Source organism: Brevibacillus sp. FW301-21C12A (assembly GCF_058788915.1).
Genome location: NZ_JBYTBG010000062.1, coordinates 1 through 18714, shown reverse-complemented (window position 1 = coordinate 18714; position 18714 = coordinate 1). Strand labels below are relative to the sequence as shown.

The window sequence follows — 18714 nt, the reverse complement described above, 5'->3', positions numbered from 1 at the left end:
GTGACTTCATTTTACACGAATCAATCATGGGCCGTTTTTTTATCTAGGTGTCGCACTTGATATTACAATCTGTCTTACGAAAAGCTCAAGCAGCCGTTGCAGGTTGTGCTGAAGGAACGCCCCATTCCGATCGAATTCCACGATTTGTCTGCCTGCGACGAGTCCGAGAAGCAGGCCCGCTACACCGCGTACAAAAGAGCCGATCAGGAGAAGACGTTTCATCTGGCAAAAGACCCGTTGCTGAGGGTCGCCATTTTCCAAATGACCCGGCAAGACTACCAGGTCATCTGGAGCTTTCATCACATCTTGATGGACGGCTGGTGCTTCAGCCTTATTTTCGATGACTTGCTCGCCATCTATTTATCGTTGCAAAACAAGACCACACCTACCCTGGAGCCGGTACAGCCGTACAGTCGCTTCATCGGCTGGCTGGAAAAACAGGATAAACAGGCCGCGCTCGCCTATTGGAGCGACTACTTGCAGCAATATGAGCAGAAGACCGCTTTGCCGAAAAAAGAAAAGCTCGCTGACACGGCTTTTCAGCCAAGCCAATACCGCTTTCGTCTGAACCGCGCCTTGAGCAAACAGCTCGCGACAATCGCCAGTCAACATCAGGTGACGGTTTCGACGGTGATTCAAACGATCTGGGGGATTCTCCTGCAAAAGTACAACGCGACCCATGACGTGCTGTTCGGCTCCGTCGTCTCCGGACGCCCGACAGAGATCGTCGGCATCGACAAAATGGTTGGCTTGTTCATCAACACGATCCCGTTTCGCGTGCAGGCGCAGGCGGGCCAGACTTTTTCCGAGTTGCTGCACGAGGTGCACAAAAAGACGTTGCAATCCCGGCCGTACGAGCACGTACCTTTGTACGACATTCAAAACCGGTCGGACTTGAAGCAGGAGCTGATCGACCACCTGCTGGTCATTGAAAACTATCCGCTGGTAGAGGCGTTGCAGCCAAAGGCCCAGGCCCAGCAAATCGGCTTCACCATTACCGACGTCGAAATGTTCGAGCCTACCAATTACGACTTGACCGTCATGGTGTTGCCCAAGGAAGAGATCGCCTTCCGCTTTGACTACAATGCGGCGCTGTTTGCGGAAGAGGTCGTGCAAAAAATGGCCGGGCACCTCCAGCAGATCGCGTCTTGCGTGGCAACCAATCCGGATGTCGAGCTTCGCCGGATTCCGATGCTGACAGAAGCAGAAACGGCTCAGTTGCTGGCTAAACGCACGGAAACGGCGGCTGACTATCCGGCGACCACCATTCACGAGCTGTTCACGCGGCAGGTGGAAAAAACGCCTGAGCAAGTCGCGGTTGTTTGCGGCGATCAGCACCTGACGTATCGGGAGCTGGATGAAAAGTCCAACCAGCTCGCCCGCTTTTTGCGCAAAAAAGGCATCGGCGCTGACAGCCTTGTCGGCACGATGCTGGATCGCTCGCTGGAAATGATCGTCGGCATCATCGGCGTTTTGAAAGCAGGCGGGGCTTTTGTGCCGATTGACCCGGAGCTGCCTGCGGAACGAATTGCCTACATGCTCACGCATAGCGGCGTGCAATTGGTCGTGACCCAAGATCATTTGCTGGAAAAAGTGACGACTCCGACGGAAAAACTGGACATCCGCGCCTCCGCGATCTGGGAAGAGAGCCGCGACCATGTCGAGTCGATCAACCAGCCGCATGACTTGTTTTACATCATCTATACGTCCGGCACGACGGGCAAACCGAAAGGCGTCATGCTCGAGCATCGGAACATGGCGAACCTGCTGCACTTTACGTTTGCCAAAACCAACATCGCTTTTCAGGAAAAAGTGTTGCAGTACACGACATGCAGCTTTGATGTTTGCTACCAGGAAATTTTCTCCACGCTGTTAGCGGGAGGGCAGCTTTACCTCATTTCAAACGAGCTGAGACGGCATGTGGAAAAACTGTTTGCGTTCATCCAGGAAAAGCAGATCAGCATTTTGTCTTTGCCCGTGTCCTTTTTGAAGTTTATTTTCAACGAACAAGACTACGCGCAAAGCTTCCCGCGTTGTGTCAAACATATCATCACCGCCGGGGAACAGCTCGTCGTCACGCACGAGTTGCAAAAGTACCTGCGCGATCATCGCGTATTTTTGCACAATCACTACGGACCGTCGGAAACGCATGTCGTGACGACATACACGATGGACCCGCGCAAGGAAATACCCGAGCTGCCTCCGATCGGCAAGCCGATCAGCAATACGGGCATTTACATTTTGGATGAAGGGCTGCAGTTGAAGCCGGAGGGGATCGTCGGGGAGCTGTACATTTCCGGCGCAAACGTCGGGAGAGGCTATTTGCACCAGCCGGAGCTGACGGCGGAGAAGTTTCTCGAAAACCCGTACCAGCCAGGCGAACGAATGTATCGAACGGGTGACCTCGCCCGTTGGCTGCCTGATGGACAGCTCGAATTTTTGGGCCGAATCGACCACCAGGTCAAAATCAGAGGGCATCGCATCGAGCTGGGAGAGATCGAATCGCGCCTGCTCAACCATCCGGCCATCAAGGAAGCCGTAGTCATCGACAGAGCAGATGAGACAGGCGGCAAGTTTTTGTGCGCCTATGTCGTCCTGCAAACAGAAATCAGCGACGAAGACATGCGCACCTATTTGGCGCGTGCGCTACCGGACTACATGATCCCGTCCTTTTTCGTGAAGCTTGCGCGGATTCCGGTCACGCCGAACGGAAAAACAGACAGGAGAGCGTTGCCAAAGCCAGAGGGGAGTGCCTTGACGGGCGCGGAATACATCGCCCCGACAACCGAGCTGGAGCAAAAGCTGGTCGCGATCTGGGAGCAAATTCTCGGCGTGTCGCCAATCGGGATTCAGGATCACTTTTTTGCGCTGGGCGGCCATTCGTTAAAAGCGATTCAGCTTATTTCCCGCATCCAGAAGGAATGCAAGGCAGACGTTCCGCTGCGCGTACTGTTTGCGCAACCGACGATTCAAGCGATCGCAGCGTATGTGGAAGGCGGGGAGGAAAGCGCGTATCTCGCCATTGCGCAGGCCGAGCCGCAAGCGTACTATCCGGGGTACCGCCAGCAAAACGCGGATTTACAACGCTAAGAAGAATGGAACACAAAAAAGGCCGGTTTTCACCACGTTAACGGTGTAACCGGCTTTATTGCTATCCCTCGTTCAACGGTCGCAAGGATTCCAAAGTGGTAAATCCTTTAGGATCAAAGCGATACTCGCCAAGGAAGTTGATATGCTCCCAACCTAGCGGAGACATATGCTTTAATAAATCCTCTCGTAACGCACCTTTACTCCGGAGTAGATCAGTGGCTTTCCCAAGATATACCGTATTCCAAACACTAATTGCATTAATCAGGATGTTTAAAGCACTTGCACGCTGCAGCTGATCCTGCAAAGCACGCTCTCTCAGCTCTCCATGTTTCCCGAAGAAAATGGCTCGCGCCAGAGCATTCATTGCTTCACCTTTGTTTAATCCGCGTTGGATACGGCGGCGCATCGATTCGCTTGAGATATAGTCTAAGATAAAGATTGTCTTTTCAATTCGCCCCATTTCTCGAAGTGCTTTGGCAACTCTATTTTGGCGAGCGTAGGAGCCAAGCTTACCCATGATAAGCGCACCGGACACTTTGCCCTCCCGAATAGAATGTGCCAGGCGCAAAACATCATCGTAGTTATCACGAATGACCTTCATATCAATTTGGCCACGCAGAAGATTCTCCAACTTTGGAAAGTCGCTTGGTTTTCCGATCACATACAGCTTTGAGTCTGATAAGTCACGAAGGCGTGGGGCAAATCGAAACCCAAGTAAATGAGTCAATCCAAAAACCTGATCCGTATAACCCGCGGTATCTGTGTAATGCTCTTCAATTGACAGATCCGACTCATGATGTAATAGCCCATCAATAACATGTACTGCGTCACGAGCGTTCGTATTAATCACTTTCGTATAGAACGATGAAAATTGATCGCTGACGAATCGATAAATCGTAGCCCCTTTGCCTGATCCATAATGAGGGTTAGGATCGGCACTAAGAGACGAAACACCCACTTGCACACGCATACCATCGGATGAGGATGTGCTCCCATCTCCCCAATATGCTGCTAATGAACGTCGATGATGAAAGTTTACAAGTGTTGCTTGCGCTCTGTTCATAGCATCATCGTACATTCTCCATTGAGCAGCGTTGGCCATTTGATGATACGAAATGCCAGGCGTTGCATCAGCCATTTTTGTTAGGCCGATGTTCGTTCCCATAGCCATGAGTGCTGCCAGAACAATCGGTTTTTCCTCGGCTTTAGGGTGACGATTGGTCGAAGCATGGACAAACTGCTCATCAAAGCCAGTCCAACTTGCTACCTCTAAAAGTAGGTCGGTCAGCTTCACTCGTGGCAGCATGCCGTAGAGAGTGGAGCTGTATTGTTTCGCTTCTTCAGGAACGTCCTTTTCCAGCCGATGAACATGTAATCTACCTTTTTCTATGTTTACTCCTTCAAGCGCGTCGATGTTTTCACTAATCCACTGTAGTCGGTGTAGAAGGGACGAAGTTCTTTCCTCAAGATATTCATCAACATTTAGACTCACGGCCAACCTGGTACCAGTCGCCTGAGTAAATTTCCATTCGTCTTGGGGCACTAGGTACTCGTCAAAGTCTTTATGCTGCCTGCTCCCAACAATAGAAACATCTCCGGATCTCACATAGTTTCGTAATTCCGTAAGTGCAGCCATCTCGTAGTAATGTCGATTAATGGTCCCATCCTCGTCGAAAACATGCTTTTGCCATCGGTTGGATACAAAATCTAAAGGAGCCCCTTCAGGTATTTTTCGTTTACCGGTTTGATTCATCTCTCGAATCGTATCGAGCGCTCTCATTAACGGTTCGGCTGACTTCGTTGAACGGAATTCTAACGCGTTCAGTAGGGTCGGCGTGTACTTTCGAAGATAATTAAACCGACTTTCTAAAAGATCTAAATAGTCATAATCAAGTGGCCGCGATAGTTTCTTCGCTTCTTCTACAGATTCAACAAACTTTTCCCACGGCATAACCGTTTCTAACATAACAAAAGGATCAATACCCTGATCCCGAGCTTTGATAAGCGCATCTCCTAAGTCTGCATAATGGACAACTTTTTCATTTACAGCTTTGCCGTTCTGTTTCTGTATCTCTTCTTGCTGTTTACGTCCTTTTGATTGCAAGGTTAAGACTTGCTTATCGTGGATCTCAAATGCCTGGTCAACTAAATCCTGGCTAAGATCCAATAGATACGTCACCAAGACCGTATATCGTTTTGCTTCATGGAAGCGTCGAAAGGATTGCGGCTCGTATCGTGAACCTAGACGCGAGAGCTGTCTTAACCGGTTCGGATGAATCGATCTCGTATCGATGTTTAATTGCAAACTTCGTATATAATCTAACCGTTCAATAACCTTTAAAAACGCTTCAGGAGAGAATTGTCCAGTCGTTTCTTTTAGCCATCCAAGTTTTGTTTTTCCGGTACCAATCACTGGTTCGATAAGCTTGTCTAGTTTCTGTTTTTGGGAAGAGGTTAGAGATAAGTGGATCAGTCGGTAAATTCGTTCTTCCGCACGATGCCGCGCTTCCCATACAACCCTCTCGATCGTCGTAATAGCCGGTAGGATAATTTTTGAGCGACGCATCTCATCTAATGCCGAACGAATTAAGTGAACAGCGTTCCCATTTTCCAGCGCCAGCTTAAATAACATGACCTATGCAGTTCGTGGTAAGACCTGGTAAAGTTCTGGTCTGGGTGTAACCCAAAGAAGCATTAAATAATGCTCTGGCCAAAACAATTCAATTAGTCTTGCAAATTGCCGCACTTGTATGTCACAATCAATAGAGATTCGCTGAATGCCCTTGTGGTTTTTCACGCGAACCTGACAACGAGTGTGGAAGAGGCCACGAACCATTTCGCCGTGGGTGTAGCCTTCATCACTCGTTTTTTCTTTGTTCAGTTCGAAAAGCGCAACGGCTAATAATGTCTCAGCGGCGAACAATAGCTCGAAATGAGCATGGTGATGCGCTTCGGATTGGGCATGGCACTTTTCAAAAGCCAGTTCCTGCTTGGCTGCACGAAAGAACACTTCGATCCGCCAGCGTTTTACGTAGGTCTGCAATGCTTGCTCCGGCGCATCAAAGCGGTTACTGATGAGCAAGTACGCGCCTCTGTAAGTGGCAGGGGACTCTTCCTCTTCTGTCTGGACGGGATTCGAATCGGGTTGTTCATCTTCCTTTAATCGCATGGCGACAACAGCGGCGATCGGTACAAATCGTTGTTTGGTCACTTGCTTTCCTTTTCGATTTATAGTGGTGTAAGGGCGCTTCATGTAAATACCCGGAATGGAAATGGAACTCAATCCGGATGTCGCTTGACGAGTCAAATCCTTGAACACTTCGCGGATGAGCATGACCGGAGTCAGCGGCACGAAGCGTTCTCGACGGGTACCGGGTTCAATGACTTTACGGAATAAAGCGGTGTTGCGCTTGGCCTTGGTTACCCAATCAAAGTTGTTTTCTTCTAGGAATACGAAAAATTTCTTGCACAGATACCACCGGTCCATCGCCACCCACAGTCGGCATGTGACGGATTCACGCAGCATCAAAAGCATCTGTCTGGCCAGATCCAGCTTCGTAAGACCCTCACCCTTCGTTTCCGGCTTATGCCACACGCGGTAAAACAACGGATATTCCAATCCGCTTTTTAGGACAGCTTGCAGGACCACAAGATTCATCGCCCATGCATATGTTTTTGTGGAATGGTCGTAGAGCCAGCTGAGAAACGGAAGTTGTTTGGCGTAGGGATGCGCACTATGCGTATCATCGAGATTGACCACATCCCCATCGGAGAGTCGGGTCAGGGTATCTTGCTGCAATCGCTCGACACGCTTTTTTCCAAAGGTCATCCAGGCAAAGCTAGTCGTGAAGAAGCGGCTCAACGTATACTGAGTGAGCTTCCAGGGCTGGAACATGACTTTCAGCAAGGCATCCTTGTCGGCTAACTGTGCCATTTGAACAACGGATGAACAATTGGAAACGAGACCGACGACATAAAGGAAGCAAAGGAGCCAAGACGGTGTTCCACTACGCTTCATCATGCCGGATTGGGAGAGCAGCAGAGAGAAGTCAAAACGATCCCACAAACTTTTTAGGACGGGGGCTCCCGCGCATTCACTATGATTGAGCTCAGTAAATCTCGGTTTTTGTAACGCTGACATTGGCAAACCACCTATAATCTAGAAGATATACCCTGCAAATAGAGGTATCCTTCGCGATTATGGGGGTGTTTCCAAAATGTCAAGTGGTTTTTCGTCCTAATTTCGAGAAATTAGTGACATTTGTGCAGCAAAAACCACCGTTTACCAGTTAATGACACGAACTGCATAGATCATATTAAATAAGTATTTCAGCAACCGGCGATAATCATTTGTTGTAAACGTAGTATACCGATATTCCTCTCGAATTTCTTTCAGATGATCCCATAGTGTGTTTTCCCTTCGGGCATACAAAGAAAAAACTCCTGGCTCAATATCCAGCTGCTTGGCCAGATAGTCAAGCAAAAAGTCAGGGATTTCCTTCATATCAGTTATGCTCCAGCCTGGGTAGCGGAGTAGAGCTAATTGGACGGCAAAGCCTAATCGATTGTAGTCTCGCCGGTGACGATTAATGATGTCCAAATCATGTTGCGAGAAAGTGTAGTATGTAGCAAGTTCCCATTCACCATTAGAAGGGGTCATCCATTCTAGTCTCTGGTCTGTTGTTAGGAGCTCTTTTCCGCGCAAGGTACTCGCACCTTTCTTTGATTTTCATACTCCTTTACGCGCCGATAAAACGTATTGGGCTTTAATTCAAGACGCTTCATTCCTTCCGTCGCAGTAATCGATCCGGATTTCCACTCATTATACACCTGAATAAATTCCGCATTTATCTCGTACTTACGTCGTCCGAATCTCACGCCGTTATTCTTTGCCACTTCTATTCCTTCGGCCTGCCGTTGCTTATTTTTTTTACGTTCTTGCTCGGCCACATAGGAAAGCAGGCTTAAAAATTGGTCCTCCATCAGCTTTCCAAGATCACCCATGCTTCGGAATTTCCTACTATCGAACAAAGTCTCATTTTCTAGTACCACAATATCTGCATTAAGCTCACGTGTAATATACTTCCATTCCCGAATGATTCCATCATAATCCCGACCTAATCGATCCAGTGCATCAAGATACAGCAAATCACCTTCACGTATGATTAGACGCATCGCCTGATACTGTGGTCGGTTAAAGTCCTTTCCACTTTGCTTGTCAACGAAGATATAGCGCTCTTCAATTCCAAGTTCACGCATTTTTTTAATCTGCCGTTCGGGATTTTGATCTTTGGCGGAAACGCGAGCATACCCCAGCTTCAAAATATCAACTCTCCTCTATAATATATTTCAAAAAGTATACCAATAAAATGAAATATTGCGAAATAAAAAAGGACACTTTATGACATACAGATGACGACCTATTTTCCATCGTGTCATAAAGTATGCTTTTTGACATGAGCACACATTTTGTTATTCAGCAGTTCCCCAATACGGATAGAGTAGTCCACTGACATTCGCTTTTTTTTCTTTCAAAACGAAGGGAAGACTAACACTTTAGGTACCTGCAAGGAAAAATCATGATCGGAAATAAAAAGACCGTTGGAGCATTTGAGCGCAATCCAACGATCTTCATTTTGTTCGTGCAGAGTTGTTATGGAGAGGTTGCCCCATCCAAAGAAAGCAGATATTGAATGAGGGCATCCTGTTCCTCACGAGTAAATCCGGTTGAAGTATCTACCCAATACTCGTGCCCAATGCCTTTTGTATGAGTAAAATCAAGGTCTTTCGAAGCTTGATTGGCAGAGATGACTTTCTTTCTCCATTCCTTATCCACCAAAGCCCGCAGGCTGTTGGCCGGGTCGGGTTCAATACCTTTCAGCAGAGTTCCTGGCATTCCTAGGTCACGATGTATATCCGGTCCGACGGAGACTCCGCCATCGTGCAAATAAGGCGCTGACCAGAAAAGTCCGATTAAACTCGGGACCTTGTAGCCGCCTGGGGAGTTTCCGTGCGCAAATCCTAGCTTAATCTGTTCCTCATCTAAATGATGAGTAGGTACATTTATTGTACGAGAGCCGGGAGGAACCGGTGCAGGCGTGTTGGGTGGATAAAAGACTGGGTCGACAAATACTTTTTCCGTTTTCTTTAACGCCTTCGCACGGGAGGGATCAGTTTTGATGATAGTTGCCGATATCACTCGATTATTCGTAAGGGCAGTACCTGCATGACACGTTATACACCCAGCTCGCTGAAATACGTTTTTGCCCAGGTCTACTGTTTGAGATGTCACTGGTTCAGATTGTTTGGGAGGCACAAGCGTGTTTTGCCAAGCTGCGATGCCGTTTACCTGTTCCGCTACCCGAAATCCCGGAGAACTGAGAAACAGCCCATCCGGAGCCACCAAAGATACATTCGGGAACGTCGGAGGCTTTATCATTTGATTGACACCGGGGACGCCGGGTGTCGGGTCCACAGTGGCAAAAAACTCAGATGGTTTGCTTCCACTTTCGGGAGTATAACGGTATTTTGGATTTGCCGCGTTTTGCAGGATTGTTCCCAGATACACTTCCTTGTCAATGCCGAAAAGGGGACCGCTAATCTCCGACTGCGAAAGGGAATCCGAATTCTGGGCATGCACGTTGTTGCTGAAGACACTTAATCCTTTAAATGGCCCTGCAGCTGCAAAACCACTCCAGCCATACGGGTGATCGCCGAGCGTGAACGAATCTGGAATTTGACTGGGATTGCTTTTAAGATCAATGGTGGAATCGAAGTTTCCGGGTGCCCATTTGAGAAAGGTTGAATCAACCGCATCTTCGAGTGACTTCGAATCGGGTAAAGCAGATTTTTTTCCTTCGGAATTCACGACAGGCCTATCCAAATTGTTCATGTATTTCTTTAGATCCTCGATTTCAGCATGTGTAAAATACGCTGCGGAATTCGTGGCTAATGCCAATAGCAAACCTGCGTTTAAATCTGTATTGGGCGCTCCTTCGACAACCAATTTCGTTTTCCGATCGACAGTTGCATGGCAGGCGGCGCAACTGATTCCCACTTTGATTCTTCCCTCCGCAAAGCTCACTGGCATGCCTAAAGGAACATATGCCCCTTTGGGAACATCGAGACCGGTGTCGATCTTTTGACCTTTTGTGAATGTTTTTCCTCCAACCTTAACCGTCTGAGCTAACTCCACACGAAGGTTAGAAGTACCCTCACCCTTTAGATCCCTGATCGCCTTTGCAAAACTAGAGAGAGTGAGCGGACCGTCAACAATTCCCAGAATGTCGGTCATAAACACCTCGTTGCCGAAGGTTTCTGTGTAAAACGCTTTTCTCCCCAAAGTAAGCAAGGAGTTGGTCACTTCAATCGCACCGTTTTCCGGAGCTAGGAGTTTGCGTCCTTCCGGTGTTTTCTGAAGAATCGAAGCTTCTTTCCGTGATATCGACTTTCCCCACACATCAAACTGCTGCTGATTGGCTGACGATACATTGATGGTTCCTCTCGTGAGGATTTTGTTTTGGGGGGGAACATAGCCGTATTGAAATGAGCTATTGTAAAAACAAACAGCGCCGAGCCCCACAATGCCAATTCCGAGAATGAGCAACCATTTCCCAATTTTCAACGCTCATAATCCCCTTTTGCAGATGTAGATACTATTCTCGAAAGTATTATTTGTATTTGTCACAAGGTTTATTTACGCTTTTGCTCAAATGATCGTTTGACTGTTAGCGTAAATAGTATTACAATAACAATCAAACGAACGTTGGAATGAGTGGTGATTATGTGACACATATTATTGGCTCGACCGTGGCCAACACTTGGTATCACTTGCACCCACTATGAGATGGTGGTGTGGTGGCCAAACACCGGACAATACACCAAAGGATGGAAAAAAACTATGTCGATCACGTTGATTCTTAGTGCGATTGGAACATTCATCGTTACAAACATTGACGATATTTTTGTGCTCATGATCTTTTTCGCCCAGATTGAGAAAGTACGTCATGCCCAAGTTGTTCTTGGTCAATACCTTGGATTTGGGATTCTGGTCATACTGAGCTTACTTGGAGCCTTCGGCTTTACGTTTCTGCCACCGGAGTGGGCCGGCTTCCTCGGGCTGATACCCATTTTTCTCGGTATTCGCATGTTCCTGAAAAAAGAGGAAGAAGATGAGGCGGAAGAGGCGCTTGAGAAATTGGGCGATGTAAAGGCTGAGCCCTCGAACAATCGTTTGTTTGGACCACTAACCGGTAAAGTGGCTGCGATTACCTTTGCAAACGGGGGGGATAACCTTGGGATTTACATTCCTTATTTTACGAGCCAGGGTAATGCCTCCCTGTTATACATCGCGATAGTCTTCCTTGTCATGGTCGCGGTCTGGTGTTTCCTGGGTTATCGCCTCGCAAGTTTTCCGACCATCTTAAAGATGTTGCAGAAATACGGAAGTGTCATCGTGCCGCTGGTTTTTATCGCCTTAGGTGTTTCGATTATGCTGCACGGTGATTCATTTGAATATCTGATGAGGCTGTTTGGGTAACAATCACATTTGAAAACACGAACTGGAGGGAAACACAATGGTAGTAGGGGATGCAATTCATCACACCCAGTTGTTGGTCATCGGCGGCGGTTCAGGGGGATATGTTGCTGCGATTAGAGCGGCGCAGCTAGGCAAAAAAGTGGTACTCGTTGAAAAATCGGAAATGGGTGGCGTTTGTCTCAACTGTGGCTGTATTCCGTCCAAAGCCCTGATCTCCGCTGCCCACCGGTATGAACACATGCGAAATTCCGGCATCTCCGGATTAATAGCAAATAATGTGGAGATTGACTTCGCTCAGATTCAGCATTGGAAGCAGTCGGATGTTGTAAACCGGCTTAAGATGGGTATCCATTCGCTGATGAAGAAACATAAGATCACGGTGTTCAAAGGAGAAGCAGTATTTATCAATGAGCGCGAAGCACGTGTTTATAACGAACAGGAAACGCTTCGTTACCGGTTTGATCACTGTATTGTCGCCGTTGGCTCCCGGCCGATCGAACTAAAACCATTCCCTTACGGCGGTCGTATCTTGTCATCGACCGAGGCGCTCAGTTTGACGGAGATTCCCCAGCGTCTAATTGTGATCGGCGGAGGATACATTGGCATCGAGCTTGGGCAAATGTACGCCAAGTTTGGATCGCAGGTGACGGTACTGGAAGGAACGCCGACCATACTGCCGGGATTCGAGAAAGACATTACCCGTATTATCAGCAAACATTTGGATGCACTTGGTACGATCGTTTACACGGAAGCTATGGCTCAGTCAGCCGCGCAAACGGATAAAGACATTACCGTTACATTTACCGTTAATAACGAGCAAAAACAAGTAACCGCAGATTATGTTTTGGTCACGGTTGGCCGTCGTCCAAATACGGACGGGGAGCTCGGTCTCGACAGGATCGGGGTAAAAATTGGTGACCGGGGGCTGGTTGAAGTTGATCAACAAGGGCGAACATCCATACCTCACATTCACGCGATTGGCGATATTATACCCGGACCTGCACTTGCGCATAAGGCATCCTATGAAGGAAAAGTTGTTGCCGAAGCAATTGCTGGGTTGCCAAGCGCCTTCGACTATAAAGTGATACCGGCGGTCGTCTTTTCCGATCCCGAGATCGCTTCTGTGGGCCTCAGCGAATCCGAGGCCAAGGAGCAAGGATTTGAAGTGATGGTTGGCAAGTTCCCGTTCGCGGCCAATGCGCGAGCACTATCCTTAACGGCGCCCGAGGGCTTTGTCAAGCTTGTTGGTGATAAGAAAACAGGGCTCATCCTTGGCGGGCAAATCGTCGGCACAAACGCATCTGATCTGATTCCGGAGATCGCCCTGGCAATCGAAATGGGAGCAACCATGGAAGATTTGGCCCTTACGATCCATGCGCATCCGACACTTGGGGAACTGTCAGCGGAAGCTGCAGAGGTGGCACTTGGCCATCCCATTCATATTTAAGGATTTTTCTTTTGACAAACGATCCGACGAGGTCTATGATAATAATCAAATAAGTATTTGATCGAGGTGATCCCGTGTGGAACGTGGAGATACTTGCGATATCTTTTGTTTTGATGAGCAAAAGGTAAGTCGGGTTAAGGAAAAGCTAAACAAACATTATTTTCAGGACATGGCCCAAATCTTTAAGGTGCTTGCAGACCATACGCGCCTAAAAGTGGCTTATGCGCTGTGCGATGAGGATGAACTGTGCGTGTGCGATGTAGCCAATATTATCGGCTCAACCGTGGCGACAGTGTCCCATCATTTACGGCTGTTGCGGAATATGGGTATTGCGAAGTACCGCAAGGAAGGAAAGCTTGTTTTTTATTCACTGGAAGACGAGCAGATTAAACAAATGCTTAGGCTCGCCATTGAGCATCAGAAGGAGGTTGTCGGCATTGAGTAAAGTGGCAGAACCCATGGACAGCAAAAATGTCTACCGCGTTGAAGGATTCACCTGCGCGAATTGCGCAGGGAAGTTTGAGAATAATGTGAAGCAGATTCCTGGCGTTCGGGATGCAAAAGTGAACTTTGGCGCTTCAAAAATCACCGTGTACGGTGATGCAACGATTGAAGAACTGGAGAAAGCCGGCGCATTTGAAAATCTGAAGGTAACGCCGGAAAAACCCGTACGGGCAGCGACGGTAGAAGTCAAAAAGGAAGTCAAGGAGCCATTCTATAAAAAGTACAGCACGTTACTGAATGCGACGTTATTGCTCGTATTCGGTTATCTTTCCCAGTATGTCAATGGCGAAGAAAACCTGATCACTTCCTTATTATTTGCGGCCTCTATTGTAATGGGGGGATTTTCACTATTTAAAGTTGGTTTCCAAAACTTGCTTCGGTTTGAATTTGACATGAAAACCTTGATGACAGTGGCCATTATTGGAGCCGCGATTATCGGAGAATGGGCAGAAGGCGCGATCGTCGTTATTTTGTTTGCCATTAGTGAAGCCTTGGAACGCTTCTCTATGGATCGTGCGAGACAATCGATTCGCTCCTTAATGGACATCGCTCCAAAAGAAGCTCTTGTAAGACGTAATGGACAAGAGATGATGATCCATGTCGATGATATCGCCGTCGGGGACATTATGATCGTGAAACCCGGTCAAAAGATCGCTATGGACGGTGTGGTTGTAAGTGGATACTCCGCCGTGAATCAAGCTGCTATTACCGGTGAGTCCGTGCCGGTAGAAAAGACGGTCAATGACGATGTCTTTGCCGGCACGTTAAATGAAGAAGGATTGCTTGAAGTTAAGGTAACAAAACTTGTGGATGATACAACCATTGCGAAGATTATTCATCTGGTTGAGGAAGCACAGGGTGAACGTGCTCCTTCACAAGCGTTTGTTGATAAATTTGCGAAATACTACACACCCATCATCATGATAGTTGCCGCTTTAGTTGCGGTTATTCCTCCGCTTTTCTTTGATGGAAGTTGGGCGGCATGGATTTATCAAGGCTTATCTGTACTCGTTGTAGGTTGTCCTTGCGCACTTGTGATATCGACTCCCATTTCCATCGTGTCGGCGATCGGAAATGCGGCCAAAAACGGTGTCCTGATCAAAGGCGGCGTGTATCTCGAAGAAATGGGAGCCTTGAAGGCTATTGCATTTGATAAAACCGGCACGCTCACAAAAGGAGTCCCGGTTGTAACGGATTTCAAGGTGTTTAACAATGAGACAAATGAATCGGAATTGTTTTCCGTCATTACTGCATTAGAGTACCGCTCTCAACATCCTCTCGCGTCAGCGATCATGAGAAAGGCCGAAGAGGAAAACATTTCGTACTCTGATGTCAGCGTTGAAGATTTTTCTTCGATTACAGGCAAAGGCATTAAAGGGATTGTCAACGGAACGATGTTTTACATTGGCAATCCAAAACTCTTCAAGGAACTGCCGACAGTTCATTTCAGCAGCGAGCAAGAGCAGTTGGTTACAACCCTTCAAAACCAGGGCAAGACGGCAATGGTTGTCGGAACTGACAGTGCAATTCTCGCGGTGATCGCCGTAGCGGACGAAGTTCGCGAGTCAAGTAAGGACGTTATTCAAAAGCTGCACCATCTGGGTATCAAAAAAACCATTATGCTTACCGGCGATAACAAGGGTACGGCAACTGCCGTCGGCGGACATGTCGGCGTATCGGATGTTCAGGCGGAACTGCTGCCGCAGGAAAAATTGGACTTTATTAAACAATTGAGATCCGATTACGGAAACGTAGCCATGGTCGGGGATGGCGTGAATGATGCCCCTGCACTGGCCGCTTCTACGGTTGGCATCGCCATGGGCGGAGCCGGCACTGACACCGCGCTGGAAACGGCAGATGTGGCTTTGATGGGTGACGATTTAAGGAAACTGCCATTCGCGATAAAACTAAGCCGAAATGCATTGAGCATCATCAAACAAAACATCACCTTTGCGCTCGCGATTAAATTGATTGCTTTGCTGCTCGTTATTCCAGGTTGGCTGACGCTGTGGATTGCCATCCTTTCCGATATGGGCGCAACACTCCTGGTTGCATTAAACGGATTGAGACTCATGCGTGTGAAAGAATAAATACTCTGGCGAGTTAGGGGTATTACGCCCCTGACTCTTTCTTTGAAAAGATGTGTGTATCTGGTTCGTTACTATATCGTCGCGATTTTCGCTTTTGCCGTTAACCAATAGATCAAATGGAGTGTAGCGACTTATATGGATCTCGGTCAGGTGGTTCAACTAATACAAACGGTACCGAATCGGCTAACCGTGCGTTTGAAAGTGACCGAGGGGTATCAAAGGGATCAAGGTTTTTAACCTGTACCAATGACAATGAGGTGTGAAATGGTCTATTTTTGGATGATAATCGCGGTATGTATTGATCAAGCAGCAAAGTTTGTAGTTAAAAATTATATGGAGCTAGGGGAAACGATTCCACTTATTCAAGGCATATTCCATCTAACATCCCATCGGAACCCTGGAGCTGCATGGGGGATTATGGCTGGGCAAAGATGGCTTCTTATAACGATTGCTATCGTTGTAGTCGCAGCAGGTTCCATCTATGCAAAAAAGATCACAAATCGAATGCAGCAGTTCGGGCTGGGATTGTTTCTGGGAGGAGCACTCGGAAATGTTGTTGACCGGGTTTTTTACGGAGAAGTCGTCGATTTTTTTGATATCCGTTTTATTAACTACCCGATCTTTAACACCGCGGATACCGCAATCGTTATCGGTGGGGTGATACTCGCAGTGACAAGCTGGAAAGAAGACAAGTTGAAACGGACGACGAGAGAAATCGAATAATAATCAAATTCTGTGAGGTTGGAGGAGCTTATGTCGAGAGGAGTCCGTTTATTCGTTCGTTCTGGAATTATGCTTTTGTTATATTTGCGCTAGGGTTTGCGATATACTCGAGTGCCTTTAAAGAAGAGGGACCGGAAGTGGGGAAAGAAGCACCTAACTTCAGCCTAAAGCAACTGGATGATGACACATTTAAAAAGCTCTCCGATTACCGTGGGAAAGCAGTTGTTCTAAATTTTTGGGGATCCTGGTGTATACCCTGCAAAACGGAAATGCCAGCGTTAGAGAAACAATATGAACGATTCAAGGAAAAAGGATTGGTTGTCATTGGCATTAATATTGGAGAATCGCCGATCGTTGTTAAACCATTTGTGCAATCCGTCGGCGCAACATTTCCGATTTGGTTGGATAGCGAACGAATCGTAACCCAGTTATATCGAATTAGCCCAATTCCACACACCTACTTTATTGATAAAGATGGCATCATCCGTGACCAGTTTATCGGAGAAATGACCGAGACAATCATGTTGAACAAAATTCAGAAGATTTTACCTTAAATACCAAGTTTATGTTGTAAACATGCGTTAGTTAAAGGGGGGAGAAGATCATGGATGTAAGATTATTTCATGTAACACTTGCTTTCGTTTTCTTTCTCTTACAATTATTTTCCCCGGAATCCGTGCAAGCTGATGCAATATCTGTACAAAGCAATCCGATGATAAACGGGACAATAGAGGGAGAAAGCCATATGTCCCCTGAAACAAAAAAGAATCAGGTGTCCTCCGAAAAGCCTAATCTTTCTCCATATCTCCTAGCATTTTTTGTTGCATTCCTTGTATTATTGCCAGTCATTAAATTGATATTTACAATCATAAAACACCTTACGAAAAAGAATGAATAAACAGTCGAAGTAATAATTATCGGAGGGTTCCAAGTGGATTCAAATGTTTCGTTGTTGCTTGCGTTTGGGGCGGGCTTACTGTCATTTATTTCCCCATGCTGTCTACCATTGTATCCATCTTTTTTATCGTACATCACAGGTATTACGGCTGAGGAGGTAAAAAAGGGGCCGCTGGTATTCAGACGTCAAGCTATGTTCCATACCCTGTTTTTTATCACAGGGTTCTCCATTGTATTTGTTGCGCTTGGTTTATCTACCTCGTTACTAGGAAGTCTGTTTTCGGACTATCAGGAATTAGTAAGACAAATTGGCGGCATTCTTTTAGTCTTGTTGGGTCTGATCATGGTGGGCTTTTTTAAAACGGAAATGCTGATGAAAAGTTGGAAGATTGAAGTAAAGAATCGGCCGTTGGGTTATTTTGGTTCCGTTATCGTTGGGGTAACCTATGCCGCAGGTTGGACACCGTGTGTGGGTCCTATCTTATCCTCGATCATTGTACTGGGGGTAACAAATCCAACAAACGCAATATACTATACCCTTGCTTATACACTCGGATTTGCCATTCCTTTTTTCTTGATGACGTTCTTCATCAGTAAAATAAATGCAATTGCAAAGTACTCAGAACGGTTTATGAAGATCGGAGGAGCCTTCATGATCTTATTTGGGATCCTGTTGTACACGAACAAAATGACGGATATCACAGTCTTTTTGATACGACTGTATGGGGGTTTTACAGGATTCTAAGGAGCGATCCTCTTTCAATTCGATTTCGATATTTCCAAATCCAATCTATATCCAATAGGTTACAATTTCACGAATCCCTAACAAGATTAAAATGACACCGGCAACACGGTGTATGATTGACCCCCATCGCTTGGAATGCCGATTGGCGGAGGGATGATTATGTAAACGGATCAATAACCATATTGAAATGAAAAGGGGAACTGCGGTCCCCAAGGCAAAAACAACGGGGAGTATGACGCCAAGGGAACTGGCAAACATAAGTGGAACTAATAAACCGAAAAATAACCAAAACATGGTTGGACAAAATCCTAAAGCCATAACTACTCCAACCGCAAAGGCCGCTTCACCACTATCTTGCCTGCTGGAGAGAGGATGGAGCATTCGAGTTACAAAGCCACGCCCTTTGAAAGGGAAGTGTATAACTCTGAGCAGAAATAGACCCACTAAGATAAATAATGGACCAAGTAATTTGTTAACCCAATCAAATAAGGGAGAAATTGTATCAGAGATGCTGTGACCAAAAGTTAAGATGCAAAAACCTAACACCCAGTAAGCTATTATTTTTCCAAAGACAAAAAAAAGGAACTCCCTTTTTGGTAGGTTGGTATTATCCCCTCATGGTAGACAGTGAAAAAAGACCTCATGGTATGATGAGATCAACACTGTTGACCGGAGGGGA

The 18714-nt window shown here is 46.8% G+C and carries 12 protein-coding genes and 3 pseudogenes; 9 read left to right on the top strand and 6 right to left on the bottom strand.

Annotated features, from left to right (window positions below; genetic code table 11):
- Positions 1-75 precede the first annotated feature (75 nt).
- Positions 76-3054, top strand: a pseudogene (gene tycB, locus AC3WQH_RS23680) (tyrocidine non-ribosomal peptide synthetase TycB); the annotation flags it as partial.
- 97 nt (positions 3055-3151) lie between these two features.
- On the opposite strand, the pseudogene AC3WQH_RS23675 reads toward tycB, so the two are convergent.
- The 5 genes and pseudogenes from AC3WQH_RS23675 to AC3WQH_RS23655 all read right to left on the bottom strand — a co-directional run.
- Positions 3152-5719 (bottom strand): annotated as a pseudogene (locus tag AC3WQH_RS23675) (Tn3 family transposase); the annotation flags it as partial.
- A 6-nt stretch (positions 5720-5725) separates the two neighbouring features.
- Entirely contained in the window at positions 5726-7231 is a 1506-nt protein-coding gene (locus AC3WQH_RS23670; RefSeq protein ID WP_203237022.1) for a transposase, read from the bottom strand.
- 141 nt (positions 7232-7372) lie between these two features.
- Positions 7373-7795, bottom strand: a complete 423-nt coding sequence (locus tag AC3WQH_RS23665) for a DUF4158 domain-containing protein (protein WP_492332281.1) — start codon at positions 7793-7795, stop codon at positions 7373-7375.
- Positions 7774-8412, bottom strand: a complete 639-nt coding sequence (locus AC3WQH_RS23660; RefSeq protein WP_035422914.1) for a recombinase family protein — start codon at positions 8410-8412, stop codon at positions 7774-7776. The genes AC3WQH_RS23665 and AC3WQH_RS23660 overlap by 22 nt, the downstream gene beginning before the upstream one ends.
- Before the next feature lie 331 nt (positions 8413-8743).
- On the bottom strand, positions 8744-10708 hold the full coding sequence (locus AC3WQH_RS23655; RefSeq protein ID WP_035422965.1) for a hypothetical protein: 1965 nt from the start codon (positions 10706-10708) through the stop codon (positions 8744-8746).
- A 282-nt stretch (positions 10709-10990) separates the two neighbouring features.
- On the opposite strand from AC3WQH_RS23655, the gene AC3WQH_RS23650 reads away from it, so the two are divergent.
- The 8 genes from AC3WQH_RS23650 (at position 10991) to AC3WQH_RS23615 (ending at position 18035) form a co-directional block, all read left to right on the top strand.
- Entirely contained in the window at positions 10991-11629 is a 639-nt protein-coding gene (locus AC3WQH_RS23650) for a cadmium resistance transporter (RefSeq protein ID WP_026557616.1), read from the top strand.
- Positions 11630-11666: 37 nt separating this feature from the next.
- On the top strand, positions 11667-13076 hold the full coding sequence (lpdA, locus tag AC3WQH_RS23645) for a dihydrolipoyl dehydrogenase (RefSeq protein WP_026557615.1): 1410 nt from the start codon (positions 11667-11669) through the stop codon (positions 13074-13076).
- Between the two features lie 76 nt (positions 13077-13152).
- Positions 13153-13521, top strand: a complete 369-nt coding sequence (locus AC3WQH_RS23640) for an ArsR/SmtB family transcription factor (RefSeq protein WP_026557614.1) — start codon at positions 13153-13155, stop codon at positions 13519-13521.
- 13 nt (positions 13522-13534) lie between these two features.
- Positions 13535-15670 (top strand): heavy metal translocating P-type ATPase, encoded by a 2136-nt coding sequence (locus tag AC3WQH_RS23635; RefSeq protein WP_327991506.1) that lies wholly within the window; start codon positions 13535-13537, stop codon positions 15668-15670.
- Positions 15671-15934: 264 nt separating this feature from the next.
- Positions 15935-16393, top strand: a complete 459-nt coding sequence (lspA, locus tag AC3WQH_RS23630; RefSeq protein WP_026557612.1) for a signal peptidase II — start codon at positions 15935-15937, stop codon at positions 16391-16393.
- Between the two features lie 50 nt (positions 16394-16443).
- Positions 16444-16947, top strand: coding sequence for a thiol-disulfide oxidoreductase ResA (resA, locus tag AC3WQH_RS23625; RefSeq protein WP_026557611.1), 504 nt, complete (start codon positions 16444-16446; stop codon positions 16945-16947).
- Positions 16948-16997: 50 nt separating this feature from the next.
- Positions 16998-17291: a hypothetical protein gene (locus AC3WQH_RS23620; RefSeq protein ID WP_026557610.1), complete on the top strand. Its 294-nt coding sequence runs from the start codon at positions 16998-17000 to the stop codon at positions 17289-17291.
- A gap of 33 nt (positions 17292-17324) precedes the next feature.
- On the top strand, positions 17325-18035 hold the full coding sequence (locus AC3WQH_RS23615) for a cytochrome c biogenesis CcdA family protein (protein ID WP_106656999.1): 711 nt from the start codon (positions 17325-17327) through the stop codon (positions 18033-18035).
- Positions 18036-18080: 45 nt separating this feature from the next.
- On the opposite strand, the pseudogene AC3WQH_RS23610 reads toward AC3WQH_RS23615, so the two are convergent.
- Positions 18081-18608: pseudogene (locus tag AC3WQH_RS23610) on the bottom strand (sulfite exporter TauE/SafE family protein); the annotation flags it as partial.
- Positions 18609-18714 lie beyond the last annotated feature (106 nt).

What these genes read in the sequence shown, in the direction of transcription:
- AC3WQH_RS23635 (WP_327991506.1), top strand. Translation starts at nt 13,535, where the DNA reads ATGGACAGCAAAAATGTCTACCGCGTTGAAGGATTCACCTGCGCGAAT.
- lspA (WP_026557612.1), top strand. Translation starts at nt 15,935, where the DNA reads ATGGTCTATTTTTGGATGATAATCGCGGTATGTATTGATCAAGCAGCA.
- AC3WQH_RS23650 (WP_026557616.1), top strand. Translation starts at nt 10,991, where the DNA reads ATGTCGATCACGTTGATTCTTAGTGCGATTGGAACATTCATCGTTACA.
- lpdA (WP_026557615.1), top strand. Translation starts at nt 11,667, where the DNA reads ATGGTAGTAGGGGATGCAATTCATCACACCCAGTTGTTGGTCATCGGC.
- AC3WQH_RS23670 (WP_203237022.1), bottom strand. Translation starts at nt 7,231, where the DNA reads ATGTCAGCGTTACAAAAACCGAGATTTACTGAGCTCAATCATAGTGAA.
- AC3WQH_RS23620 (WP_026557610.1), top strand. Translation starts at nt 16,998, where the DNA reads ATGGATGTAAGATTATTTCATGTAACACTTGCTTTCGTTTTCTTTCTC.